Origin of the sequence: Chromobacterium sphagni, assembly GCF_001855575.1 — a bacterium.
Classification (GTDB): domain Bacteria; phylum Pseudomonadota; class Gammaproteobacteria; order Burkholderiales; family Chromobacteriaceae; genus Chromobacterium; species Chromobacterium sphagni.
In genome coordinates, this window is record NZ_MKCS01000002.1 from 193,828 (window position 1) to 216,839 (window position 23,012).

Consider the following 23,012-nt stretch of genomic DNA (forward strand, 5'->3'; position numbering starts at 1 on the left):
TGGACATGGCACAAGCATCGAAAGTGCGCCTGGCGCTGCGGGGCGCATTTTGTTTTCTGGCATCGGCGCCGCTGATGGCGGCGCCGGCCGTCGCGCCGGCGGCCGCTCCCTCCCCCTTTGTCAGCCTGGTGCAGGTGATCCTGGGCCTGGCGGTGGTGCTGGGCGCCATCGTCGGCGTCGCCTGGCTGTTCAAGCGGCTGTCCGGCGGCGTGATGGGAGCCGCGGGGCGTCTGCGGGTGGTGGGCGGAACCATGGTCGGGCAGAAGGAGAGGGTGGTCATCGTCGAGCTGGAGGGCGAGTGGCTGGTGCTGGGCGTGACGCCCAGCCAGGTCAACCTGTTGAGCAAGATGCCGCGGCCTGAAGGGGCGGATCAGCCGCCTGCCGAGCCGGCCGACCCATTCGCCCGCTGGCTGAAGGCGGCGCTGGAGAAAGGCCGTCCGCTGCGGGGGCGGCAGGACACGTGATGAAAAAAGCTACCGTTATCGCCCTGTTGTCCAGCGGGGCTTTGCTGTTTCCCTTGCTGGCGGATGCCGCCATCGGCTTGCCGCTGATGACCAGCACGCCGGGCGAGGGCGGCGGGCAGAATTACTCGCTCAGCCTGCAGATGCTGTTGTTCATGACGGCGCTGGGCTTTATTCCGGCGATGCTGCTGATGATGACAGCCTTCACCCGCATCGTGATCGTGCTGTCGCTGCTGCGCCAGGCGCTGGGCACCACTCAGTCGCCGCCCAACCAGGTCATCGTTGGCCTGGCGCTGTTCCTGACGCTATTCGTGATGGGTCCCACTTTCGATCAGGTCTACGCCAAGGCCTGGGTGCCGTTCTCCGACGACAAGATCAGCATGAACCAGGCGCTGGACGAAGCCAGCAAGCCGATGAAGGCCTTCATGCTGCGGCAGACGCGGGAAAAGGACCTGGCCTTCTTCATAGAGATTTCGCAATCGCCGAAGCCGCAGACCAAGGAAGAGGTGTCGATGAAGACGCTGGTGCCGGCCTTCGCCATCAGCGAACTGAAAACCGCTTTCCAGATCGGCTTCATGATCTTCATCCCCTTCATGATCATCGACCTGGTGGTCGCCAGCATATTGATGGCGATGGGCATGATGATGGTGTCCCCAGTCACCATTTCGCTGCCGTTCAAGATGATGCTGTTTGTGCTGGTGGACGGTTGGACGCTGCTGATGGGCTCGCTGGTGCAGAGCTTCTACACGGGGTAGCGATGGACTTGCGACAATTGACCCCAGCCGATTTGCCCGCTTGCTACCATCTGTTCGGCGCCAGCGTGCATGGCCTGGCCGGCGCATGCTATACGGCGGAGCAGTGCCGCGCCTGGGTGCCGCTTGAGCGATGGACCGACGAGCGGGAGCAGAGCTGGGCGCGCCGGCTGGGCGGCTCCTGGGCCTGCAAGGCCGTGGCCGGCGATGGCCGGCTGGCGGGCTTCGCCTGGTTGAGTTTCGATGGCCAATTCGACATGCTGTTCGTCGCCCCCTGGGCCGGGCGGCAGGGCGTGGCCGGCCGCATGCTGGCCGAACTGGAATCGAAGGCCGCGGCACACGGCGTGACGGCCCTCCATGCCTGGGCCAGCCATGCTGCGCGGCCGGTGTTCGAGCGGGCGGGCTACCAGCTGCTGCGCGCGAATCGCATCGATCGCCAGGGCGTGGCGCTGGATAATTGGCTGCTGGCCAAAGGCGGCTGGCGCGAGCCGGAACAGGAGGAAACGACATGACGCCGGAACTCATCATCAGCATCGTGCAGAACGCCTTGTACATCCTGATCATCGTGTCGGCGCCGGTGCTGCTGACATCCTTGCTGGTGGGCCTGCTGGTCAGCATCCTGCAGGCGGCCACCCAGATCAACGAGATGACGCTCACCTTCATCCCCAAGCTATTGTCGATGTTCCTGGTGCTGGTGCTGGCCGGGCCGTGGATGCTCAATACGCTGATCGAATACACCACCCGCCTGTTTCAGAGCATACCCAACGTGATCGGCTGATGCTGACGATAAGCGATGTGCAGATCAACGCGCTGGTGGGGGCTTTCGTCTGGCCCTTCGCCCGCATCATCGGCCTGTTCCTGGCCGAGCCGCTGTTCGCCTACCGCGGCGTGCCGCGCAGCTTCAAAGTCGGTTTTGCGCTGATTCTGACCGTGATGATCGCGCCGCTGCTGCCGCCGTTGCCGACGGTGCCGCTGGTTTCCGCCGCCGGCATCGCCATCCTGTTGCAACAGCTGTTGATCGGCTTGGCGATGGGTTTCGTGATGCGCATCGTGATCAGTGCGGTGGAGCTGACGGGATTCATCATCGGCGCGCAGACCGGCCTGGGTTTCGCGATGTTCTTCGACCCGGTCCACGCGGCCCAGGTGCCGGTGCTGTCGCAGATGCTGTCGCTGTTCACCTTTTTCCTGTTCCTGTCCTTCGATGGCCATCATGTGGTGCTGCAGACGCTGGTGGAAAGCTTCCGCGTGCTGCCGATAGGCATGTCGATGCCGGCGGTCGGGATCAAGGCGCTGGCGCTGTGGGGAACGCACCTGGTGGAGTGGGGCGTGTGGCTGGCGATGCCGGTGATAGGGGCGTTGCTGATCACCAACCTGGCCATCGGGGTGATGACGCGGGCGGCGCCGCAGTTCAACATCTTCTCTTTCGGCTTTCCCCTGACCATCATGGTGGGCTTCGGCGCTTTCTACCTGACGCTGCCGATGATGGTGCCGGCGATCGAGCAGATGTACCGCGCCGGTTTCGAGATGATGCTGAAAATGCTGCAGGCGAAGTAGCGGCGCCGATATTCGTAGACGGCGCCGGCTTTCTGCTAAAATACCGCGATTTTTGGACGATTGGGTTCGTCGGAACCAGATAACAGACAGAGGCAAATATGGCAGGTCACAGTAAATGGGCTAACATCCAGCACCGCAAGGGTCGCCAGGATGCCAAACGTGGCAAGATCTTCACCCGCCTGATCAAGGAAATCACCGTTGCCGCCAAGATGGGCGGCGGCGATGTCAACATGAACCCGCGCTTGCGCCTGGCGGTGGAAAAGGCCAAGGCCGAGTCCATGCCCAAGGACAATATCGAGAACGCGGTCAAACGCGGCACCGGCCAGCTGGAAGGCGTCGATTACGTCGAGTGCCGCTACGAAGGCTACGGCATCGCCGGCGCGGCGGTGATGGTGGATTGCCTGACCGACAACAAGACCCGCACCGTCGCCGACGTGCGCCACGCCTTCTCCAAGTACGGCGGCAATATGGGCACCGACGGTTGCGTGTCCTTCCAGTTCAAGCATTGCGGCTACCTGGTGTTCGCGCCGGGGGTGGACGAAGACGCGCTGATGGAAGCGGCGCTGGAAGCCGGCGCCGACGATGTGGTCGGCAGCGACGACGGTTCCATCGAAGTGATCACCGGGCCGTACGAATTCACCGACATCAAGGCGACGCTGGAGGCCAAGGGCTTCAAGGCCGAAATGGGCGAGGTGACCATGCGCGCCGAGAACGACACCGAGCTCTCCGGCGAAGACGCGGCCCGCATGCAGAAGCTGCTGGACGCGCTGGAGGATCTGGACGACGTGCAGGATGTCTACACTTCCGCGGTGCTGGACGAATAAGCGCGCCATCGCGCAGCCATCCGGCGCAGGCACCCCAAACCCGGCCAAGCCGGGTTTTTTCATGCCGTCGTCCTTGCGCATTGGCGCGGCAGGCTTGGGGGCTTGCCTGCCAGGGTGTAAACTGGCGTTTTTGCCACTGCCGCGCAAGGTCCGCCGGGGAAAGCCGAACATGTATCAGCCGCACGCAGAGCGCCGCAACCGCCTGTTGTCCATCATGGGCGACGGTGTGGCGCTGCTGTCCACCGCGCCGGAAGCGGTGCGCAATGCCGACAGCCACTATCCTTACCGCGCCGACAGCTACTTCCTCTACCTGACCGGTTTCATCGAGCCGGAAGCGGTGCTGCTGCTGGATGGCCGCAGCGGCAAGTCGGTCCTGTTCTGCCGCGCCAAGAATCCCGCTATGGAAATCTGGGACGGCTTCCGCCACGGGCCGGATGGCGCGCGCGAGGCGTTCGGTTTCGACGAGGCTTATCCGCTGGACGAGATGGCCGAGCGGATTCCGGACCTGCTGGCCGACAGCAATCAGCTGTGGTGGCCGTTGGGCCACGACGAGGCCTTCGACCGCCGCGTCAATCGCTGGCTGGACAGCGTGCGCCAGCGTTCCCGCAGCGGCGCGCGCGCGCCTGCGCATTATGGGGACTTGCGCGCCTTGCTGGACGAGATGCGCATGGTCAAGGACGAAGCCGAGATCGCCTTGTTGCGCCGTGCCGGGGACATCTCCGCCGTCGGCCACATCAAGGCGATGCAGGCGGTCCGGCCCGGCATGTTCGAATACGAGGTGGAGGCGGAGATTCTGCGCGCCTTCATCCGCCGCGGCGCGCGCTATCCGGCCTATGAGAGCATCGTCGCCGGCGGCGCCAATGCCTGTACCTTGCATTACGCCGCCAACAACGCTCGCCTCAACGATGGCGAGCTGCTGCTGATAGACGCCGGCTGCGAGCTGGAAGGCTACGCCGGCGACATCACCCGAACCTTCCCGGTGGGCGGCCGCTTCAGCGCGGCGCAGCGCGACGTCTACCAGGTGGTGCTGGCGGCGGAGTTGGCCGGCATCGCCGCGGTGCGTCCCGGCGCGTTGTGGAACGCGCCAGGCGAGGCGGCGCTCAAGGTGCTGGCGCAGGGCATGCTGGACCTGGGCTTGCTGAGTGGCAGCGTGGACGGCGTGATCGAATCCGGCAGCTACCGCCAGTTCTACATGCACGGCATCGGCCACATGATAGGGCTGGACGTGCACGACGTCGGCCAGCGCAAGCTGCACGGCCAGTGGCGCGGCTACCAGCCCGGAATGTGCACCACGGTGGAGCCGGGCCTGTACATCCGCCCGGCGCCCGGCGTGCCGGAGGCCTTCCACAACATCGGCATCCGCATCGAGGACGATGTGCTGGTGACGGCGGATGGCAATGAAGTGTATACCGCAGCAGTGCCTAAACAGATCGACGAGATCGAGGCGCTGATGCGCGGAGATTGAGAATATGCAAGCGAGAACGAGCGAACACGCCGATGTGTTGATCGTCGGCGGCGGCCCGGTTGGCGCGCTGGCGGCGCTGCGGCTGGCGCGGCAGGGCCGCAGTGTGCTGCTGGTGGAGGCGCGCGCGCGCGACGCCGCGGTGCGCGACGCCCGCGCGCTGGCGCTGTCCTGGCACAGCCGCGAGCAACTGGCCGAAGCCGGCGCCTGGCCGGACGCGCTGCCGGTAACGGTGATCGACACGGTGCACGTGTCGCAGCAGGGCAGCTGCGGCCGCACCCGGCTGGACAAGGAGGATCTGCAGCTGCCGCATCTGGGCGTGGTGGTGGACTACCCGGCGCTGGTGGCAAGCCTGGCCGAGGTGCTGGACCGGGCCGGGGTGCAGGTGCTGTGGCAAAGTCGGGTGACATCGGTGAAGAGCCTGAGCGAATACGCCTGCGCCGAAGTGGAGACGCCGGACGGCGCGCGGCTGTTGACCGGCCGGCTGCTGGTGCTGGCCGAAGGCGGCGCGCTGGCGGAAACGCTGCCCGGCGTCCGCCGCCTGGAGCATGATTACCACCAGTGCGCGGTACTGGCCGAGATAGAGACCGAGCTGCCGGCCAAGGGCGTGGCCTATGAGCGCTTCGCCGACAGCGGACCATTCGCATTGCTGCCGCACGGCGAGGGCTACATGCTGGTATGGACGCGCAGCCAGGGCGATGCGGCAAAGCTGGTGGGCGGCGACGAGGCCGGATTGCGCGCTGAATTGCAGCAAGCCTTCGGCGAGCGCCAAGGCCGCATATTGGGCATCGGTCCGCGCGCCAGTTTTCCGCTGGCGCTGCGGCAGCTCAACAAGGTGGCCAGCGGCCGGGTGGTGCTGATAGGCAACGCCGCCCAGACCATGCACCCGGTTGCGGCGCAAGGCCTGAACCTGGGGCTGCGCGACGCCGTGGGCCTCGCACGCGCGCTGGAGGGCGCGGCCGACGCCGGCGATCCGGCGGCGCTGAAGCGTTACGCCGCCGCCCGCAAGCTGGACAGCCACGTGGTGGTGGGCTTCACCCATGGCCTGATCAAGCTGTTTGACGGCCACCATCCCTTGCTGAACACCTTGCGCGGCCTGGGCATGACCGCGCTGGACGTGATACCGCCGCTGCGCCGCGCATTTGCCGGCCATCTGGTGTTCGGCGTGCAAGGATAAACGGATGCGAGACAGTCAATACCACGCAATCATAGTCGGCGGCGGCCTGGTGGGCGCCAGCCTGGCGCTGGCCTTGTCGCGCGCCGGCAAGCGGGTGGCTCTGCTGGAGCCGCGCCCGGCGCAATGTAACGAATTGGAGCAGGGCTGGGACGCGCGCATTTATGCGGTGAGTCCGGCCAACCGCCGTTTCCTGGAAGGCATGGGTGCCTGGCCCGGCATGGAACGGATAGGCATCATCGCCGTGATGGATGTCTGCGGCGACGCCGGCGGACGAATCGAATTTTCCGCGCGCGACGCCGATGCCGACGCGCTGGCCTGGATCGTGGAAAACCGTTGGTTGCAGGCGGCGCTGTGGCGGCAACTGGCCGACAGCGAAGTCGATTGCATCGGCGACTGCCAGGCGCAATCGTTGAGCACCACCGCTTCCGAGGCGCGGCTGGTCTTGGACGATGGCCGGCTGCTGAGCGCCGAGCTGCTGGTGGGCGCCGACGGCGCCAACTCCTGGGTGCGCGGCCAGCTGGGCCTTGCCGCCAGCGTCAAGCCATACGGCCAGAGCGGAGTGGTGGCCAACTTCGCCTGCGAGAAGCCGCATGGCCAGGTGGCGCGGCAATGGTTCACCGGCGACAGTATTCTGGCCTGGCTGCCGATGGCGGGGAACCGAATCTCCATGGTCTGGTCCACATCTGATCCGCAATCTTTGCTGGAGCTGCCGCCCGAAGCGCTGGCCGACAAGGTAGCCGCCGCCGGCGGCCATCAGTTGGGCGCGTTCGCCACCCTGACGGCTGCCGCGGCCTTTCCGCTGCGGCTGGTCCAGCCCGAAGCCGTGGTGGCGGAAAGAGTGGCACTGGTGGGCGATGCCGCCCATACCGTCCATCCGCTGGCCGGCCAGGGGGTCAACCTGGGCTTTCAGGATGCGGCGCAGCTGGCGGCCCTGCTGCAAGCGGCGCCCGACTGCGGCGACTGGATGCTGCTGCGCCGCTACCAGCGCCAACGCCGCGAAGCGGTCACTACGATGCAAATCGGCTGTGACAGCCTGTACCGGCTGTTCCATGCCAAACTGCCCGGCCTGCCATGGCTGCGCAATACCGGCCTGTCCCTGACCAACTGCTGTTCGCCACTGAAGCGGCGGTTCGCCAGGCAGGCGATTGGATACTGATCCTCAAAGGACACTTGATGAAGACAAGATTGAAGTCGCTGGCGCTGGCCAGCGCGATGCTGATGTCGCTGGCCGCCTGCTCTCAGGCCGCCGGCGGCAACCTCGACGACGTGAAGAAGGCCTTCGCGGAACACTTTCCGGGCAAGCAGGTGAAGAGTGTCAGCGCCACGCCGGTCAAGGGCATCTACGAGCTGGTGGTGGACGGCAAGCAGGTGGTGTACACCAACAGCGACGCCAGCTACCTGTTCGTCGGCGACCTGATCGACACCAAGACCAAGGAAAGCCTGACCGAGAAGAGGATGGCCGAACTGTCCAAGGTGGACTTCAATTCGCTGCCGTTCCAGTACGCGTTCAAGGACGTGCGCGGCAAGGGCGAGCGCAAGATGGCGGTCTTCACCGATCCGGATTGCCCGTACTGCAAGAAGCTTGAGCGCGAAAGCCTGAAGGACATCGACAACGTCACCATCTACACCTTCCTCTATCCGCTGACCCAGTTGCACCCGGACGCGATGCGCAAGTCCAAGCAGATCTGGTGTTCCAGCGACAAGCCAGCGGTCTGGACCGCCTTCATGCGCGACGGCAAGCCGCTGACCGGCGCGGATAATTGCGATACCAGCGCGCTGGACAAGATCCAGGCGCTGGGCGAGAAGCTGGGCGTCACAGGCACGCCGGCGCTGGTGTTCGCCAACGGCAGGCTGGTGCCGGGCGCGATCGACGGCAGCGACATCGAAGAGCTGCTGAAAGCCAAGTAAGCGGAAGTCGGGACAGGAGGAACCTGGCCCGATTTTTTTGCCTGGCCGCGCCCAAGGGGATCGCTTGATGAAACTCCGGCCCTGGACCGTGACGGAGCGCTGGCTGTTGGCCTTGTGGCTGTCCTTGCTGCTGCATGGCGCTTTGTGGTGGCTGCCCTTGCGGCCGGGACAGCCGGCTGGCGAAGCGGGCGGCTTGACGGTGCGTCTGTCCATTGCGTCGGAGCCGGCACCCCCGCCCACGGCGGCGGTTGCCGCCGGGATTCCGGGCGGGAGCGCGGCGGCCTCCGCGCCGGTCGACGCTCCGCCGCAGCCGGATGCCGGCGACCGGATGCGCCTGGGGGCGGATATCTATTATCCTGCCCGCGAGCTTGACCGCCTGGCGCAGGAGCGCAGCGCCATCGTGCTGCCGGATGTCGAGCTGGACGGCCATCCGCCGGCGTCGGTGCTGGTGCTGGTGTTCATCAGCGAAACCGGCCGGGTGGATGGCGTGCGTTTCGAGGGCGCGGCGCCTGCCCGGCTGGCCGACGCCATCGGTCCGGTGTTCGGCGCCGCCAGCTACCAGCCGGCCTTGAAGGACGGCGTGCCGGTTAAGAGCTACAAGCGGATACGGATAGAGCCGCAGCCTGAGCCCGCTGCGCTGTCGCCGGCACTGTCGCATTGAGGGCGCTTCGTGATAAATTGGCGGTCGTTCCGGCGCATGCCGGGGGGGCTAACATCATCAGGGGTGGACAACCATCCCGGTTTTCAACAAAGGATACAGTCATGTCTGATCTGCAGACGCTTTTCACCCAAGCTCAGGCCGATGTCAAAACCCTGTCCGAGCGCCCGGACAACCAGACCCTGCTGCAGCTGTACGCGCTGTTCAAGCAGGCGACCGAAGGCGACGCCAGCGGCGAGCGCCCGGGCATGATGGATTTCATCAACCGCGCCAAGTTCGACGCCTGGGAAAAGCTGAAGGGCCAATCCGCCGATGACGCGATGCAAGGCTATGTCGACGTGGTCAAGCGCCTGCTGGCTGACTAAGTCTGCGACAGACGGCTGCCGCGCGGCAGCCGGCTGAATGAAAAAGCGCCCCTTGGGCGCTTTTTCCGTTTCGGGGCGGGCGCGCGCTACCAGCAACCGCTGATGCCGAGTATGCCGCCGCTGGCGCTTAGATTGGTCTGGTTGCCCAGATTGTCCAGCTGGTAGGTCTGGCAGCTGTCCTGCGCCTGCTGGCCCTGGGGCGTGGCGGTGAGGACGAAGGCGGTGGAGCTGGCGCTGGAGATGGCCAGCGCGTAGTAATTGCTGCCGTTGCCCGGCACGTAGACGGTGCCGCTGCCGTAACCCAGCGTGATCAGCTGGCTGGCGTAGGTGTTCTGCAGCGAATAGTAGCTTTCCTCGCGCGTGGCCAGATCCTGCAGCGCGGTCTTGGCCGAGGTGCGGTTGGACTGCAGGATGAAGGTGCGGTAGGACGGCAAGGCGATGGCCACCAGGATGGACAATACCGCCAGCGCGATCACCAGTTCCAGCATGGTGAAGCCGTTTGCTTTGCGACTGCTATGCATCGTGATGTTTTCCTTGGCGCTTGTCAGCGCAGTTCTATCCAGTTCAGCCGGGTGTGCAGGTCGAAGGCGGCCGGGTTGATCTGCGGCGGCGTGGCGATGGGGCCGCCGTTGGTGCTGCTGCCGATGGCGAAAAAGTTGTTTTGGTAGCTGACCACATTGGGGCTGCCCGCCATATTGATGGCAATGCCGTTGATCACGCTGCCGCTGATGCCGCTGAAGTTGCCCTGGTCGTTGGCGTAGAACGACGATGCGGTGGCGCCGCCGGTTTTCATGTTGAGCGACATCGAGAAGCTGGTGGCGGAGGCCACGGTGCAGGACGAGGCATTGTTGTTGGGCGGAATCGAGGTGTTGACGGTGAAGGTGCCCAGTTCGTTGACCGGGTTGTACACCACCTGCTCGCCGCTGGACGGCAAGTTGAGCTTCCAGCCGTAGCTGTTGTTGGTGCCGCAGGCGCTGTTGCCCTGCCAGCAGACGGTGTTGCTGGACAGCGAGCGGTAGCCCTGCACGCTGCTGAGCGTGGAGTTGTAGGAGGCGGTGACGGTCTGGGCGGTCAGATTGCTCGGGCGCAGCGTCTTGCCGCCGGAGGGCGCGGCCTGGCTGTAGTAGGCCGACTGGCCGACCAGGGTGTTCCAGCCGGACAGGTCCCAGTCCCAGACACCGTAAAGGCTTTGGGTGCCGCCGGCGTAGATGTCGGCGGACGAGGTAGTGAAGGGGATTTTCTGGCCGGTGCCGAAGGCCACCAGCACGCGCGGGCTGGCGTTGCCGGTGGGAATGGCCGACACCAGCATCTTGCTGGTGATCGGCTGCAGGCTGCGGGTACAGGTGCCGTTGTTGACCTGGGTGTTGGTGCAGTAGGTGTACTGGCTGGTGAACAGCGGCGCTGCGGCGCCGCTGCCGTATTGGGAAACGCTCCAGTTGCCGGGGGTGTTGCTGGTGAGGTCGAAGCGCCAGACGTTGCCGAACAGGTCGCCGGCATAGACGTAGTCGGCGGTGCCGTCGCCGTCGAGATCCACCGTGGTGGCGTAGTAGATGCCGTTCTTGTTGCCGCCGCCCGATGGGTCGTTGGACTGTCCGCTGCCGGTGTCCAGCTCGTAGAAGCTGGGCGTGCCGCTGCTGCCCGCCAGCATGATGAAGAGCGCCGCATGGCCGTTGCTGCTGTTGTAGCCGTTGCCGAAGACGGCGCCCCATTGGCCGTTGTGGAAGCGGGTGATCACCGGCGTGCCGAAGGTGTAGCCCAGATCGTTGCCGCAAGTGCTCTTGTTGACGCAGCTGAGCGTGGCATTGCTGATTTCCTTGATCACCAGGCTGGCGGCGTTGGTTTCGGCGAAGTTGGCCGGATTGCTGATGTCCAGCATGAACAGCGCTTGGCCGCCGGCTCCCAGTCCGCCTATCAGCCAGGTGTGCCAGGCGTTGTTGTAGAACAGGTCGTCGGCGGCCGGGGTGGCGTCGACGAAGTACTGGTGGGCATAGGTGGGGTTGCTGTACTGCAGGGTGTTGGCTTGCGCGGCGGCGGGCACATAGGCGATGACCTCCTGGCCGTCGTTGGGGGTGGCGGCGGTGGAGTAATTGCCGCTGGAGTCGTTGGCGCCGCTGCGGTAGCCGTGCAGCATGCCGTCGTTGCTGCCGTTGTAGATGATGTCGGCGCGGGTCTGGTTGCCGGATTTGTAATTGCTGTAGGCCTGGGCGCCGCTGGCGTTTTCCGCCGGAGAGCTGCCGGGGTACAACTTGTCGCTCCAGACGTCGGCATAGCTGTTCTGCGGCGCGCCCACCCAGATCGGGCTGCTGTTGACCACGTCGCCCAGCACGCTGTCGCGGTCGCGGAACAGGCCGGTGCCCAGAGTGGTGACTTCATTGCTGCGCGCGCCCCTGAGATAGGACACCCGCGCCGAGCCATTGCCGTCGGCGTTCAGCACGGTTTGCTGGGTCGACGACAGGCTGGCCCATTGGAAGGGAATGCCCTGGCTGCCGTTCCAGCTGAGGATGGCGCGACTGGTCTGCGCGCTCATATTGCTGGCGCCGGTGGCGCTGCAGCTGCCGCCGGTCAGTACGCAGGATGCGTCCCAGGTCGCGGTGGCGGAGACGGTCACCTGGCCGGTGCCGCTGTTGCCCAGCAGCGCGTAGGACGCCACCTCGCCCCACCAGTTGTCGGAGTGGTAGCTGGCGACGTACTGCTGGGTGCCGGTCTTGATCAGGCTGGTCTGCTGGCTGTTGAGGCCGCTGGAGCTGGCCGACTGGGTGGATGGCTGCACCTGGAAGCATGTCAGCTCGTGCACATTGCGGCTGCCGCCAGTGGAGCCGGCGAAGCCGAAGGTGATCTGGCTGGGTAGCGGGCCGCTGACCGCGGTGTTGTTGATGTCGTAGTTGTTGATCACCGGCACGTAGGCGCCGTTGTTGTAGCTGTACCAAAGGCTGAGCAGATTACCGGTGGTGATCTTCAGCTTGTAGCTGATGGGCACCGCCTGGCCGCGGGTGGCGGCCGACTCCGCCGCCATCGGCTGAGTGCTCGGCAACTGGTAGACGCCGCTGCTGGTGCCGGGGATGTTGATGAACTGGTAGTTCATCACGCTGTGTCCACCGTAGCTGCCGTTGCGGCACACGTTTTGCACCGCCGACGCGCTGAAGCTGCCGCCGAACTGGCTGGCCAGCGTGCTGGCCGCCACCGAACCGGCGCCGCGCAGCGAGATGTTCTGTGGCTTGGCTCCGGGGCCAGAGGATGTGTTGTCGTTGGAGTAGCCGCCGTTGGGGAAGTTGCCGTACTCGTCCATGCCCAAGCCAAGATAGCCGCCGATGATGCCGTTGTACGGCGAGTTGACGTTGGAGCAGCTGTAGCCCAGGCTGCCGCCGAACGAGCCGACGGCGCTGGGAATGGCGGTGAGCAGAAAGAAGCTCATGCCGTCGGCGCCGTCGCCCGCCGAGCCGCCGGAGTCGCCGGCATAGGTGTAGCTGGTGAAGGTGGCCTGCAGGCCGCTGTTGGATGGGAACAGGCTGTTGTAGATGATGGCGCCGGACTGGCTGCCGGCGCTGTTGGTCAGCCGCAGCGCGCCGTTGCCTGAAGCGTCGGGCAGGGAGCCGCCGTAGCCGCCGATCTGAGTGTTGCCGCTGGGGTCCTTGCTGCCGCAGGCCGGGATGCTGCCGGCGCCGTTGCCCGCCGTCATGCAGGCGCCGCCGAACACCAGCCAGTTCAGCTGCGCGCTGCCGCCGGTGAAGTTGTCGCCCACCGTCACCGCCTGTCCAATAGCTGGCCAGAGAGCCGCCATCAGCCAGACGGCGAGCGGGGGGGGCGATGCGCGGAAGGGAGTTTTCATGGTCATTTCCCCAGATTGGAGACGCCGGAATACAAGGTGTACGTGCTTTGCAGTACCACTACGGAATAGGCGTTGCCGCCATAACCCAGCGTGGTGAGCTGGTAAATGGCACCATTGCCGGTGGCGTTGAGGCCCAGATACTGGATGTAAAGCTGCGGTGCCTGGTAGAAGGTTTGGCTGCCGCCGGAGACGCCGTTGACCGGCAGGGTCAGGTATGGCGGGGTATAACTGTAGCCGGTGCTCCATGGCAGCGTGGTCGGCGCGGCCAGCGCATTGCTGCAGATCTGCGGCGAATTGATCGCGCCGCTGCAACTGACCACGGTTTGGGTGCCGGCATTGCCCTGCAGCCACCACTCGGCGTATTGCAGCGCCGATTGCGCGGCTTCGAAGGCGCGGCCCTTCTCGCGCATATTGCCGGCCATCCGTCCCTGCAGGCCGACGCTGCGCATCATCGACAGTCCGATGATGGTGATGACGATCAGTATCATCAGCGCGGCTATCAGCGTGAAGCCGGACTGTCCGTTTCTGGCCGTGGCGGGATGGGCGGCGGGGTTCATAGCTGGTTCATCAGTCCTATCAGCCAGGACATGGTCACGCTGGCCGGCTGGCCGGGCTTGGCGGCCAGCGGATTGACCATGGTCAGCGTCACCCTGACCGAGCGCACGGTCGCGCCCGCCGGCAGCCCGGCGGCGTTGTAGTAATGGTTGACCGAACCGTTGCCGCTGCCGTCCACACCGTACAGCACGCTGATGTTGCTCACGCCGTCCACCAGCACTTGCGCGCTGCCGCCGTTGACCGAGCAGGTGAGCTGATTGCCGCTGTTGATGGCGAACAGATTGACATACACCTGGTTGGCGCTGCCGCTGTTGCCGTTGCCGTTGCAATTGAGCACGCCGTCGTTGGGCGCGGTGGCGAAGCGTATGCTCAGCGTGTCCGGCGGGCCGGCGGTGCCGGCTATCGACTGGCCGGCGGCGAAGACGCCTGCCGCCGGCAGCGCGGCGGCGGCGGTCTGCGACTGCGGGCTGGGGTAATAGCCGGCGGACTGGACGATGGAGTTGATGATGGTCATCGCCGTGCGCTGGTTGTCCTGTAGCTGCGCCAGGCCGTTTTCATTGTTTTCCGTCAGTTCGGTGGAGCTGAAGATGATGATCAGCATGCTCAGCAGAAACAGGCCGATGGTGATCGCCACCATCACCTCTATCAGTCCGCTGCCTGCTTGCCGCGCCGGCCGTTTCACGGCTCCACCACCATCTGGTAGTTCTGGCTGACGGTGCCGGACGCGACCGAGGCGGCATTGACCGCGCTCTTCTTTTCCAGCCATGAAACCGTGATGGTGCAGGCGATCGGCGCTGTGGAGGTGCAGGCGATCTGGCCGCTGCCGCCAGGAAGCGCCGCCAGCGTGCCGCTGCCCCACTGGGTGGTGTCGTAGCTGGCGAGGTTGGCGGAGTTGCAACTGGTGCCTGACGCCGAACAGTCCACGGTCTGGCTCAGGCTGGGCGAACCGCTGACGCCGCTGGCGTTGACCGACCAAGTGTTGCTGGCGGCGTTGGAGAGCGCGCCCCAGTAAGCGGTGTTGGCGTGCATCGCGGCGGCCATGCTTTCGGCGGCGATGGAGCCCAGGCTGCGGGTGCGCGCGATCGAGGTGTTGTTGATGGCGGCGGCTTGCATGCCGGCGACGCCGAGCAGGCCTAGCGAAATCACCATCAGCGCCACCAGCACTTCCAGCATGCTGAAGCCGGTTTGGCGGGGTGCGCGGCTCAAGGGCATGAGTATTGTCCGGTGGTGTCGGTCTGCCCGCTGGACAGTATCTGCGGATGGCCGACCGCCGCCAGCACCACGCAGCGGCGGTTGGCGGCGATATTGCCGGGGGTGTTGAAGCTGACCATGCCGACATTGCCGGATGGCACGTAGCCCATGCGGTTGAAGCACAGCGTGGTGTTGCCGGCATTGCTGTAGCTGGCGCTGTCGCCGCTGGTGAAGGCCTTTTGCTGGCGCAGGATGGTGCCGGTGCTGTCGCCGCAGCTGTTGTTGGCCGCCACCAGCGCCAGCCAGCCGGTGGCCCAGTTGGTGTTGTTGCTGACCGAGGTATTGCAGCTGTTGCCGTTGCTGGACGGGCAGAGCAGCACCACCTGGCCGCGCTTGATCGCCTCGTTGCGGATGAACAGGATGTCGCCGTAAAGATTGTTGCTTTCCGACAGGATGGAATTGGTGGCGATGGTGCTCTGATAGGCGGGCACCGCCAGCGCCAGCACGACGGCCAGCAAGGTCATGACGATCAGCAACTCCAGCAGGGTGAAGCCGTTTTGGTGGTCTGTGACGCTTGATCGCTTGCCTGGCATGTCTTCGCCTGCTCGTCTGTATTCGAACCATTATCGGATAAGTGCCAGGCAGATTAAATTGCCAATCGCTCCGCCGGTCCGGCCCGGGCCGCCGTCTGTCGTTTGCCGCGGCTTTCGCGGCGGGGAAGGCTCAGTTCCAGGCCTGCAGGATGGCTTGCAGCGCGGGATGTTGCAGCTTGCGGCGGCTGGCCACCGCGTAGTATTGCTCCCATACGCCATCCAGGCATCCCACCAGCTCCAGCCCCGGCAGATTTTGCGCGATGTCGGGCAGCGCCGGCGAGGGAAACAGGCCCAGCCCCTGGCGGGCGAAGGTTTCCATCAGCGCGCCGTCGTCGAATTCCCCCACCACGTCCGGACGCAGCCGCTGCGCTTCGAACCAGTGCTCCAGCTGGCGGCGCAGCACATTGTCGCGGCTGGGCAGCAGCAGCGGCGCCTGGTCCAGGCTGGCAGGAAAGCCAGCGCCGTATTGTCGGGCCAGCTCGGGGCTGGCGTACAGCAGCACCGGGCAGCGCAGCAACTGCCAGGATTGGAACAGCTGCTGCTCGCTGCTGGCCACCGGCCGGTCGGCCAGGATCAGGTCCAGCCTATGGCGGCCCAGCTCGCCCAGCAACTCGTCGAAATCGCCTTCGCCGCAGCTCAGCCGCAGCTTGCGCCCCATTTGCAGCGCCGGTTGCAGCAGATGGCTGGCGATGCGTTTGGGCAGCACGTCGGAGACCCCCGCCGCCAGCCGGATCACCTGATCCAGCTGCGCGTCCGCCAGCGCTTCGCCCAGCGCCTCTCCCAACATGAAGATATTGTCGGCGTAGCCCAGCGCCACCCGTCCGGCTTCGGTCAACGCCAGTCCGCGGCCTTGCTGGCGGAACAGCGCGCAGCCCAGCTGTTGCTCCAGCTTGGACACTTGGCCGCTGATAGTCTGCATGCTGATGCCCAGTTGCTCGGCCGCCTGGGTGACGCTGCCGGTGCGGGCCACGGTCCAGAAATAGTGCAGATGCTTGTAGTTGAGCTTGTCCATGATTTAATTCGAAAAAATCGTAATAATAATCAGATTTTAATTTATTTTTTCGATGCGTGTGATTGCATACACTGCAGTGTGGCCATTGCTGTGCCGTGGCTGCTCAAATGAATGACTATTGGGAGATGAATAATGAAACGGGTGATCTTGCTGATTGCCACCAACATCGCGGTGATGCTGGTATTGAGCGTGAGCGTGCGCCTTTTGGGCCTGGACCGCTTTATCACCGCCGGCGGGCTGAACCTGGGGATGCTGCTGATGTTTTCCGCGGTGCTGGGCTTTGGCGGCGCCTTCATTTCGCTGGCCCTGTCCAAGACCATGGCCAAGTGGAGCACCGGGGCGCGGGTGATTACCCAGCCCAATGGCCAGACTGAAGCCTGGCTGCTGGCCACCGTGCGCCGGCTGGCCGACCGCGCCGGCCTGGCCATGCCGGAAGTGGCGGTATATGAAGGCGAGCCCAACGCCTTCGCCACCGGTCCCAGCCGCTCCAATTCCCTGGTGGCGGTGTCGACCGGCCTGCTGTCCAGCATGACCGAGGAGGAGGTGGAGGCGGTGCTGGCGCACGAGATTGCCCACATCCGCAACGGCGACATGGTGACGCTGACGCTGATCCAGGGTGTGGTTAACACCTTCGTGTTCTTCCTGGCGCGGGTGGTGGGTTATCTGGTGGACAGCTGGCTCAAGCGCGATGAGGAGAATACTTCGGCCGGCACCGGCATCGGCTATTTCATCACGGTGATCGTTTGCGAGATCGCCTTCGGCATCCTGGCCTCGGTGGTGGTGATGTATTTCTCGCGCCAGCGCGAATTCCGCGCCGACGCCGGCGCCGCCGAGCTGCTCGGTTCCACCCGGCCTATGGCCAACGCCTTGCGCCGCCTGGGCGGCATCGAGGCCGACGGTTTGCCGCAAGGACTGGCCGCTTCCGGCATCGCCGGCGGCCGCGGCTTGCTGGGCCTGTTCGCCACCCACCCCAGCCTGGACGAGCGCATCGCCAGGCTGGAAGGCCGCGGCTGACGCGGGGGCGGCGGCATGGGCCGCCGCCGAAAAACCATTGATGGAGCGATGAATTGATCGAATTTTTGATGTCCCCGGCGCTGGGATACCCGCTGTGGGTCTGGCTGATGTTCCTGCTGGGCGTGCTGGCGCTGCTGGCTTTCGACCTGGGCGTGTTGCAGAAGGATGGCCGCGAGATCGGCGTGAAAGACAGCCTGAGGTTGTCGGCCTTTTATATCGGCATCGGCCTGCTGTTCGGCGGCTGGGTGTGGTGGTATCGCGGCGCGGACGCCGGCGTGCAGTATTTCACCGGCTATTTGCTGGAAAAGTCGCTGTCGCTGGACAATGTGTTCGTGATCTCGCTGATCTTCTCCAGCATGGCGGTGCCGCGCGTCTACCAGCATCGAGTGCTGTTCTGGGGAATTCTGGGCGCCATTGCGATGCGGGCGCTGATGATAGGCGCCGGCGCGGCGCTGGTGGCGCAGTTCCAGTGGGTGCTGCTGCTGTTCGGCGTTTTCTTGCTGGCCGCCGGCCTGAAAATGCTGCTGTCGGCGGATGACGAAGCCAAGCCGCTGTCCGAGCAGCGCTTCTATCAGTGGCTGCGCCGCCACATGCGCCTGACGCCGGCCCTGCACGGCAACGCCTTCCTGCTGCGCGGCGAGACGCATGGCATGGCGCGCGGCTGGTGGGCGACGCCGCTGTTGCTGACGCTGATCCTGGTCGAGTCGGCCGATCTGGTGTTCGCGGTGGACAGCATCCCGGCGATCTTCGCGGTGACGCAGGACCCGTTCCTGGTCTACACCTCCAACATCTTCGCCATTCTCGGCCTGCGCGCGTTGTACTTCGCGCTGTCGGCGATGGTGCACCGCTTCCATTATTTGAAGTACGCGTTGGCGCTGGTGCTGGTGCTGATCGGCGTGAAAGTGGGGCTGGTGTATCTGCATGATGCCGGCCTGGTGGCGTTCAAGATTCCCACCCTGTTGTCCTTGCTGCTGACCGTGCTGCTGCTGAGCGGCGGCATCGCCTACTCCTGGCATAAAACCCGGCGGGTGCCGCCTGGCTCCTGAGCGCGGAAGGAGCGGCGATGGAACCAATCGCCGCCTTTGCGGCTCAAACAGGCGGAGCGTCTCCTGACATGCGTGTCCGGGCAGCGGCGCCCCGCCGTTTTCATCATGGACGGCGCGATTATTTTTCAATCCAAAATTCTAGGAATAGTCCGATGTCCCAAGCGTCCCGATTGCTTATCGTTGATGATGATCCCGATCTGCGCGATCTGCTGAGCGATTATCTGAGCCGCCAGGGCATGGTTGTGGCCGCGGTAGGAGATGGCGACGCGATGAACCGCATTCTGGCCGAGCAGTCCTTCGACATCCTGATCCTGGACCTGATGCTGCCCGGCACCGACGGCCTGACCCTGTGCCGCGATTTGCGTTCGCGCTCCAGCATGCCCATCCTGATGCTCACCGCGCGCGGCGACGAGCTGGACCGCATCATCGGCCTGGAGATGGGCGCCGACGACTACCTGCCCAAGCCGTTCAATCCGCGCGAGCTGCTGGCGCGGGTGCGCAGCATCCTGCGCCGGGTGGAGGAGAGGCGCAGCAGCCACAGCGCGCTGCGCAGCCTGCAGTTCTCCGACTGGCGGCTCGAGCTGGGCGCGCAGCATCTGGTGGACAGCGGCGGCGTGGTGACGCCATTGTCCGGCGGCGAGTTCAAGCTGATGCAGGCGCTGGCGGAAAACCCGCAGCGGGTGATGTCGCGCGACCAGTTGATGGAGGCGATGAACGGCAAGGAAGCCGGTCCGTTCGACCGCACCGTCGACGTGATGATAGGCCGGCTGCGCCGCCGGCTGGGCGATGACGCCCGCGAACCGCTGCTGATCAAGACCATACGCAGCGGCGGCTATATGCTGGCATGCGAGGTAGTCTCGGTGCGATGAGGCATTTGCCGCGCACCCTGTACGGCCAGTTGCTGCTGACCCTGCTGACCAGCGTGCTGCTGGCCAACGTGATCGGCATCGGGCTGGTGCTGACCGACCGCGAGCGGCTGACCCGCACGTTGCGCGCCGAATATGTCGCCCAGCATCTGGCCGACATGATCAACCTGTTGGACGAGACCGCCGCGGCCAATCGGCCCAAGCTGGCCAGCGCATTGTCCTCGCCGTCCGCCCAGGTGTTGCTGGACCATCCCTGGGTGGAGCGCAATAGCGGCTGGCCCGAGGCCAGCAAGCTGTGCCAACTGATCCGCACCGATCTCAATTTCCCCTATCGCATGCAGGTGCTGTCCTTCCGCGAGGATACGCCGGATGCGGTGGAAGACCTGCTGCGGCCGTTCCTGGCGCCGGGTCAGCACGTGTTCACGCCGGGCAAGCAGTTTTGGGTGCAGGCGCTGCCCAGCAAGCTGGGCGAGGGCGAGGCGGAGTTCAAGATTCAGATGGCCACCGTGCAGGTGCGGCTGCGCGACGGCATGGTGGCGACTTTCCGCATCGGCCAGATCGCCTCCGCGGTGGAGACGCCGTGGCGGGTGACCGCCTGGCTGCTGCTGGTGGCGCTGGTGGTGGCGGCGGTGTCGGCCTGGGCGGTGCGCCGGCTGACCAGGCCGCTGGCGGTGTTTTCCCAGGCGGCCACCGGGCTGGCGGCCAATCTGGATCAGCCGCCCTTGCCGGAGACCGGCACTCAGGAAGTGGTGAATTCCACCCGGGCCTTCAACCGGATGCAGAAGGAGCTGCAGCGCTATCTGCAGACTCGCAGCCAGATGCTGGCCGGCGTGTCGCACGATCTGCGCCTGCCCATCACCCGCATCCGGCTGCGGCTGGAGCAACTGGGCGAGTCGCCCGCCCGCCAGGCGATAGAGCGGGATCTGGAGGAGATGGACCAGTTGATCGGCGACACGCTGGCGTATCTGCGGATGGGGCAGCGCAGCGAGAGCTGCGTGCTGCTCAATGTGGACGCGATGCTGGAGGGCGTGATCGAGGATGTCGAGGCTTTGGGGGCGGAGGTCGTCTACCGTTCCGAGCCGGTGAAGCCGCTGTGCGCCAGGCCCCAGGCCTTGCGGCGCTGTATCGCCAACCTGCTGGAAAATGCCCGCCGTTACGGCAGCGGGCCGATAGAAGTGCGGTTGCGCGAGCGGGAAGGGCGGCTGGAGATCCAGGTGCGCGACCACGGTCCGGGCATTGCCGAAAAGGATCTGGACCGGGTGTTCGAGCCTTATGTCAGGCTGGAGGACTCCCGGGCGCGCCATACCGGCGGCAGCGGGCTGGGGCTGGCCATCGCCCGCGCCATCGCCCGCGAGCACCATGGCGACATCCAGTTGTTCAATCATCCGATGGGCGGGCTTTGCGCCGAGATGGGATTCCCGGTGGAGCGGAGCAAGTGCGTGCCGCTTAACACTATTTGACAATCCGTAGTCCATGCACTGTTGACCTTAAGATTGCAAGCAAATACACTCTAATTGTGAGTTTATTGAACCGAGTTTCTTCTGGTTCAACAGATCTCCGGTCAAGTCTATCCTTGTAAGGCCCGCCAATGAGTGGGCCTTTTTTTTCTTATTTTTCTTTTTATTAACTTAACAGCTTTGTAAATTTTCATTAAGCAACAAAAATACATAAATTTGTTGTCGTAAGACATGATTTGTTAGTGTTGTATATATGCACAAAGTGTGTCTTTTTTACTACAAAAAAAAGAGTGTATGCTTGCGTATGTTGGTTTTGGAAATTAGTATTTGATCGCTTTCTAAGACAACCTAACAGGATGTGCCAAATGAAAAAGACTCTGATCGCCCTGGCAGTAGCCACTCTGCCGGCAGCCGCTTTCGCCGATGTAACCATCTACGGCCAAATCAAGGCCGGTGTTGAAAATGTTGATGCCGGCGGCATGAACAAGACCAATATCGATGACCTGGGCTCCCGCATCGGCTTCAAGGGCAGCGAAGATCTGGGCAACGGCCTGAAGGCTATCTGGCAGGTTGAGAGCGGTCTGGACATCGACGGCTCCAACCGCCAAGGCTATGGCAGCTTCGCCAGCCGCGAATCCTTTGTCGGCCTGGATACCGGTTTCGGCAAGGTGCGTCTGGGTAACATCTCCACCTTCAGCGACTCCAACATGAGCGTCGTGAACCCGTGGGAAAGCGCCAGCAACGCGCTGCAACTGAACGCCTTCACCCGCGATGACGAACGCGTGAAGAACGCCATCCGCTTCGACACCGCTAACTACAACGGCTTCCAGGCTGCCTTCCTGTACGGCACCAAGGAAGACAAGACCAGCGCGTTCGCGGACTCCGCAGCTGTTTCCGACAGCTCGCGCGAACTGTACAACCTGGGGCTGTCCTACGAGAACAGCGGCTTCTTCGGCAAGTACCAGTTCATCCACCAAACTCCGGTGAATGTCGCTGGCACGCGCACCCAGTCCAACGACAGCCATCGCCTGGAAGCCGGCTACAACGCCAACAACCTGCTGCTGGCCTTCGGCTACCGCAACGACCGAGGCGATGTCACCGTGACCCCGCTGAGCTTCCTGCAGAGCAAGGTGAATACCCCGGCAACGCTGGATGGCAGCAAGTACAAGTCGCAGGAATACGCGCTGACCGCCGCCTACACCCTGGGCGCCTTCACTCCGAAGGTCACCTACGCGCAAGCCAAAGACTATGACAAGGACGGCGTACGCCAGGACAACACCGGCTACAAGCAGTTCCTGGTGGGCGTTGACTACCAAATGTCCAAGCGCACCGTGGTTGGCCTGCAGTATGGCGAAGTCAAGGCTGATCAAGCCATCTTCAACAACAGCGGCGATACCTCCATCAGCGGCAACAAGCTGCGTGGCGTTGGCCTGAACATGGTTCACTCCTTCTAATACCGGAAACGGTATGCAGAATGGCTGCCTGCCGATGGGCTGACATCGGCTTAGGCAACAAAACCGCCGCTCTCCGCAAGGAGGCGGCGGTTTTGTTTTATATCCGGCCGGCTTGCCCGCCGGCGCGCGATGGCATTAACACAGGGTTTTTCATCAGGAGAGTGGCCGATGTCCGAATTTCAGCGCTTGTTTCAAGCAATGGCTGCGGATCTGCCGTGGCCGGCGGCCGAATGCGAACCATGGCAATGGCTGCAACAGTTGCCGCGGCGTTTATCGCAATGCCTTGACCGCTTGCCTGCCGACGAATGGCGCGTGGAGGGCGAGGCGGCCATCCACCGCAGCGCGCAGCTGGACCCCGGCGTGGTTCTCAAGGGGCCCGCGTGGATAGGACCGAACTGCCGTATTGCCGCTCACGCCTATCTGCGCGGCGGAGTGGTTTTGTGCCGGGGGGCGGCGGTGGGGCCCGGCTGCGAGATCAAGACCTCGATCATCGGACCCGGCAGCCGGCTGGCCCATTTCAACTTCGTCGGCGATTCGGTGCTGGGGCGGGATGTGAATCTGGAGGCCGGCGCCATTCTGGCCAACCACTGGAATGAGCGCGCCGACAAGGCCATCCGGCTGCATTTTGCCGGCCGGACCGTTGAGCCGGGCCTGGAAAAGCTGGGCGCGTTGCTGGGAGACCATGTGCGGGTGGGCGCCAACGCCGTGCTGTCGCCGGGCACGGTGCTGGCCCCGCGCGCGGTGGTGGCGCGATTGGCTCTGGTAGAGCAGGATGGCGCCGGCTGAATGAAAACCGCCCCTGCGCGGTAACCCAGGGGCGGCAAGATGGCGCTGGCG

25 protein-coding genes are annotated in these 23,012 nt (G+C 64.6%); 18 read left to right on the forward strand and 7 right to left on the reverse strand.

The window, feature by feature from the left end; all coding sequences use genetic code 11:
* The first annotated feature begins 5 nt into the window (after positions 1-5).
* The 12 genes from fliO (at position 6) to BI347_RS16800 (ending at position 9,161) form a co-directional block, all read left to right on the forward strand.
* On the forward strand, positions 6-464 hold the full coding sequence (gene fliO, locus BI347_RS16745; protein ID WP_239690933.1) for a flagellar biosynthetic protein FliO: 459 nt from the start codon (positions 6-8) through the stop codon (positions 462-464).
* Entirely contained in the window at positions 464-1,216 is a 753-nt protein-coding gene (gene fliP / locus BI347_RS16750) for a flagellar type III secretion system pore protein FliP (RefSeq protein ID WP_071114024.1), read from the forward strand. Before fliO ends, fliP begins: the two co-directional genes overlap by 1 nt.
* Before the next feature lie 17 nt (positions 1,217-1,233).
* Entirely contained in the window at positions 1,234-1,725 is a 492-nt protein-coding gene (locus BI347_RS16755) for a GNAT family N-acetyltransferase (RefSeq protein WP_239690934.1), read from the forward strand.
* Positions 1,722-1,991 (forward strand): flagellar biosynthesis protein FliQ, encoded by a 270-nt coding sequence (gene fliQ, locus BI347_RS16760; protein ID WP_071114022.1) that lies wholly within the window; start codon positions 1,722-1,724, stop codon positions 1,989-1,991. Before BI347_RS16755 ends, fliQ begins: the two co-directional genes overlap by 4 nt.
* Complete coding sequence (fliR, locus tag BI347_RS16765) at positions 1,991-2,767, forward strand: flagellar biosynthetic protein FliR (RefSeq protein ID WP_071116527.1); 777 nt, start codon at positions 1,991-1,993, stop codon at positions 2,765-2,767. Before fliQ ends, fliR begins: the two co-directional genes overlap by 1 nt.
* A gap of 98 nt (positions 2,768-2,865) precedes the next feature.
* Positions 2,866-3,591 carry a YebC/PmpR family DNA-binding transcriptional regulator gene (locus tag BI347_RS16770; RefSeq protein WP_071114020.1) on the forward strand — a complete coding sequence of 242 codons (726 nt, stop codon included), beginning with the start codon at positions 2,866-2,868 and terminating at the stop codon, positions 3,589-3,591.
* Positions 3,592-3,760: 169 nt separating this feature from the next.
* Complete coding sequence (gene pepP, locus BI347_RS16775; protein WP_071114019.1) at positions 3,761-5,056, forward strand: Xaa-Pro aminopeptidase; 1,296 nt, start codon at positions 3,761-3,763, stop codon at positions 5,054-5,056.
* Between the two features lie 4 nt (positions 5,057-5,060).
* Positions 5,061-6,230 carry an FAD-dependent oxidoreductase gene (locus BI347_RS16780; protein ID WP_071116528.1) on the forward strand — a complete coding sequence of 390 codons (1,170 nt, stop codon included), beginning with the start codon at positions 5,061-5,063 and terminating at the stop codon, positions 6,228-6,230.
* A 4-nt stretch (positions 6,231-6,234) separates the two neighbouring features.
* Complete coding sequence (locus tag BI347_RS16785) at positions 6,235-7,386, forward strand: UbiH/UbiF family hydroxylase (protein ID WP_071116529.1); 1,152 nt, start codon at positions 6,235-6,237, stop codon at positions 7,384-7,386.
* Between the two features lie 17 nt (positions 7,387-7,403).
* Entirely contained in the window at positions 7,404-8,138 is a 735-nt protein-coding gene (locus BI347_RS16790) for a DsbC family protein (protein WP_071114016.1), read from the forward strand.
* Between the two features lie 67 nt (positions 8,139-8,205).
* Entirely contained in the window at positions 8,206-8,799 is a 594-nt protein-coding gene (locus BI347_RS16795) for a hypothetical protein (protein ID WP_139167061.1), read from the forward strand.
* Positions 8,800-8,900: 101 nt separating this feature from the next.
* On the forward strand, positions 8,901-9,161 hold the full coding sequence (locus tag BI347_RS16800) for an acyl-CoA-binding protein (RefSeq protein ID WP_071114014.1): 261 nt from the start codon (positions 8,901-8,903) through the stop codon (positions 9,159-9,161).
* Between the two features lie 86 nt (positions 9,162-9,247).
* On the opposite strand, the gene BI347_RS16805 is transcribed toward BI347_RS16800, so the two are convergent.
* The 7 genes from BI347_RS16805 to nhaR all read right to left on the reverse strand — a co-directional run bounded on the left by BI347_RS16805 (position 9,248) and on the right by nhaR (position 16,338).
* Positions 9,248-9,682 carry a type IV pilin protein gene (locus tag BI347_RS16805; RefSeq protein WP_071114013.1) on the reverse strand — a complete coding sequence of 145 codons (435 nt, stop codon included), beginning with the start codon at positions 9,680-9,682 and terminating at the stop codon, positions 9,248-9,250.
* Positions 9,683-9,705: 23 nt separating this feature from the next.
* The gene (locus BI347_RS16810; RefSeq protein ID WP_071116530.1) at positions 9,706-12,987 is read right to left on the reverse strand and encodes a pilus assembly protein; all 3,282 of its coding nucleotides are present in this window, start codon (positions 12,985-12,987) and stop codon (positions 9,706-9,708) included.
* 2 nt (positions 12,988-12,989) lie between these two features.
* Positions 12,990-13,544 (reverse strand): pilus assembly PilX family protein, encoded by a 555-nt coding sequence (locus tag BI347_RS16815; RefSeq protein WP_071116531.1) that lies wholly within the window; start codon positions 13,542-13,544, stop codon positions 12,990-12,992.
* A complete protein-coding gene (locus tag BI347_RS16820) occupies positions 13,541-14,224 on the reverse strand; it encodes a PilW family protein (protein ID WP_071116532.1) in 684 nt (227 codons plus the stop codon). The genes BI347_RS16815 and BI347_RS16820 overlap by 4 nt, the downstream gene beginning before the upstream one ends.
* Complete coding sequence (gene pilV / locus BI347_RS16825; RefSeq protein ID WP_071116533.1) at positions 14,221-14,754, reverse strand: type IV pilus modification protein PilV; 534 nt, start codon at positions 14,752-14,754, stop codon at positions 14,221-14,223. Before pilV ends, BI347_RS16820 begins: the two co-directional genes overlap by 4 nt.
* Positions 14,745-15,326 carry a GspH/FimT family pseudopilin gene (locus BI347_RS16830; RefSeq protein ID WP_071116534.1) on the reverse strand — a complete coding sequence of 194 codons (582 nt, stop codon included), beginning with the start codon at positions 15,324-15,326 and terminating at the stop codon, positions 14,745-14,747. Before BI347_RS16830 ends, pilV begins: the two co-directional genes overlap by 10 nt.
* Before the next feature lie 130 nt (positions 15,327-15,456).
* A complete protein-coding gene (nhaR, locus tag BI347_RS16835) occupies positions 15,457-16,338 on the reverse strand; it encodes a transcriptional activator NhaR (RefSeq protein ID WP_193431060.1) in 882 nt (293 codons plus the stop codon).
* Positions 16,339-16,470: 132 nt separating this feature from the next.
* On the opposite strand from nhaR, the gene htpX reads away from it, so the two are divergent.
* The 6 genes from htpX to BI347_RS16865 all read left to right on the forward strand — a co-directional run bounded on the left by htpX (position 16,471) and on the right by BI347_RS16865 (position 22,961).
* Complete coding sequence (gene htpX / locus BI347_RS16840; protein WP_071114006.1) at positions 16,471-17,352, forward strand: protease HtpX; 882 nt, start codon at positions 16,471-16,473, stop codon at positions 17,350-17,352.
* Positions 17,353-17,408: 56 nt separating this feature from the next.
* Positions 17,409-18,398 (forward strand): TerC family protein, encoded by a 990-nt coding sequence (locus BI347_RS16845; RefSeq protein WP_071114086.1) that lies wholly within the window; start codon positions 17,409-17,411, stop codon positions 18,396-18,398.
* A 152-nt stretch (positions 18,399-18,550) separates the two neighbouring features.
* Positions 18,551-19,267, forward strand: coding sequence for a response regulator (locus tag BI347_RS16850; protein WP_071114005.1), 717 nt, complete (start codon positions 18,551-18,553; stop codon positions 19,265-19,267).
* On the forward strand, positions 19,264-20,724 hold the full coding sequence (locus BI347_RS16855) for an ATP-binding protein (protein ID WP_071114004.1): 1,461 nt from the start codon (positions 19,264-19,266) through the stop codon (positions 20,722-20,724). Before BI347_RS16850 ends, BI347_RS16855 begins: the two co-directional genes overlap by 4 nt.
* Before the next feature lie 362 nt (positions 20,725-21,086).
* Positions 21,087-22,175, forward strand: coding sequence for a porin (locus BI347_RS16860; RefSeq protein WP_071114003.1), 1,089 nt, complete (start codon positions 21,087-21,089; stop codon positions 22,173-22,175).
* A 168-nt stretch (positions 22,176-22,343) separates the two neighbouring features.
* The gene (locus BI347_RS16865; RefSeq protein ID WP_071116536.1) at positions 22,344-22,961 is read left to right on the forward strand and encodes an LbetaH domain-containing protein; all 618 of its coding nucleotides are present in this window, start codon (positions 22,344-22,346) and stop codon (positions 22,959-22,961) included.
* Positions 22,962-23,012 lie beyond the last annotated feature (51 nt).

Coding starts and splice junctions, on each gene's coding strand:
- BI347_RS16865 (WP_071116536.1), top strand. CDS start 22,344: ATGTCCGAATTTCAGCGCTTGTTTCAAGCAATGGCTGCGGATCTGCCG.
- BI347_RS16780 (WP_071116528.1), top strand. CDS start 5,061: ATGCAAGCGAGAACGAGCGAACACGCCGATGTGTTGATCGTCGGCGGC.
- BI347_RS16785 (WP_071116529.1), top strand. CDS start 6,235: ATGCGAGACAGTCAATACCACGCAATCATAGTCGGCGGCGGCCTGGTG.
- fliQ (WP_071114022.1), top strand. CDS start 1,722: ATGACGCCGGAACTCATCATCAGCATCGTGCAGAACGCCTTGTACATC.
- BI347_RS16815 (WP_071116531.1), bottom strand. CDS start 13,544: ATGAACCCCGCCGCCCATCCCGCCACGGCCAGAAACGGACAGTCCGGC.
- BI347_RS16800 (WP_071114014.1), top strand. CDS start 8,901: ATGTCTGATCTGCAGACGCTTTTCACCCAAGCTCAGGCCGATGTCAAA.
- htpX (WP_071114006.1), top strand. CDS start 16,471: ATGAAACGGGTGATCTTGCTGATTGCCACCAACATCGCGGTGATGCTG.
- BI347_RS16860 (WP_071114003.1), top strand. CDS start 21,087: ATGAAAAAGACTCTGATCGCCCTGGCAGTAGCCACTCTGCCGGCAGCC.
- fliP (WP_071114024.1), top strand. CDS start 464: ATGAAAAAAGCTACCGTTATCGCCCTGTTGTCCAGCGGGGCTTTGCTG.
- nhaR (WP_193431060.1), bottom strand. CDS start 16,338: ATGGACAAGCTCAACTACAAGCATCTGCACTATTTCTGGACCGTGGCC.
- fliR (WP_071116527.1), top strand. CDS start 1,991: ATGCTGACGATAAGCGATGTGCAGATCAACGCGCTGGTGGGGGCTTTC.
- fliO (WP_239690933.1), top strand. CDS start 6: ATGGCACAAGCATCGAAAGTGCGCCTGGCGCTGCGGGGCGCATTTTGT.
- BI347_RS16805 (WP_071114013.1), bottom strand. CDS start 9,682: ATGCATAGCAGTCGCAAAGCAAACGGCTTCACCATGCTGGAACTGGTG.
- BI347_RS16795 (WP_139167061.1), top strand. CDS start 8,206: ATGAAACTCCGGCCCTGGACCGTGACGGAGCGCTGGCTGTTGGCCTTG.
- BI347_RS16830 (WP_071116534.1), bottom strand. CDS start 15,326: ATGCCAGGCAAGCGATCAAGCGTCACAGACCACCAAAACGGCTTCACC.
- pepP (WP_071114019.1), top strand. CDS start 3,761: ATGTATCAGCCGCACGCAGAGCGCCGCAACCGCCTGTTGTCCATCATG.
- BI347_RS16850 (WP_071114005.1), top strand. CDS start 18,551: ATGTCCCAAGCGTCCCGATTGCTTATCGTTGATGATGATCCCGATCTG.
- BI347_RS16810 (WP_071116530.1), bottom strand. CDS start 12,987: ATGAAAACTCCCTTCCGCGCATCGCCCCCCCCGCTCGCCGTCTGGCTG.
- BI347_RS16770 (WP_071114020.1), top strand. CDS start 2,866: ATGGCAGGTCACAGTAAATGGGCTAACATCCAGCACCGCAAGGGTCGC.
- BI347_RS16855 (WP_071114004.1), top strand. CDS start 19,264: ATGAGGCATTTGCCGCGCACCCTGTACGGCCAGTTGCTGCTGACCCTG.
- pilV (WP_071116533.1), bottom strand. CDS start 14,754: ATGCCCTTGAGCCGCGCACCCCGCCAAACCGGCTTCAGCATGCTGGAA.
- BI347_RS16790 (WP_071114016.1), top strand. CDS start 7,404: ATGAAGACAAGATTGAAGTCGCTGGCGCTGGCCAGCGCGATGCTGATG.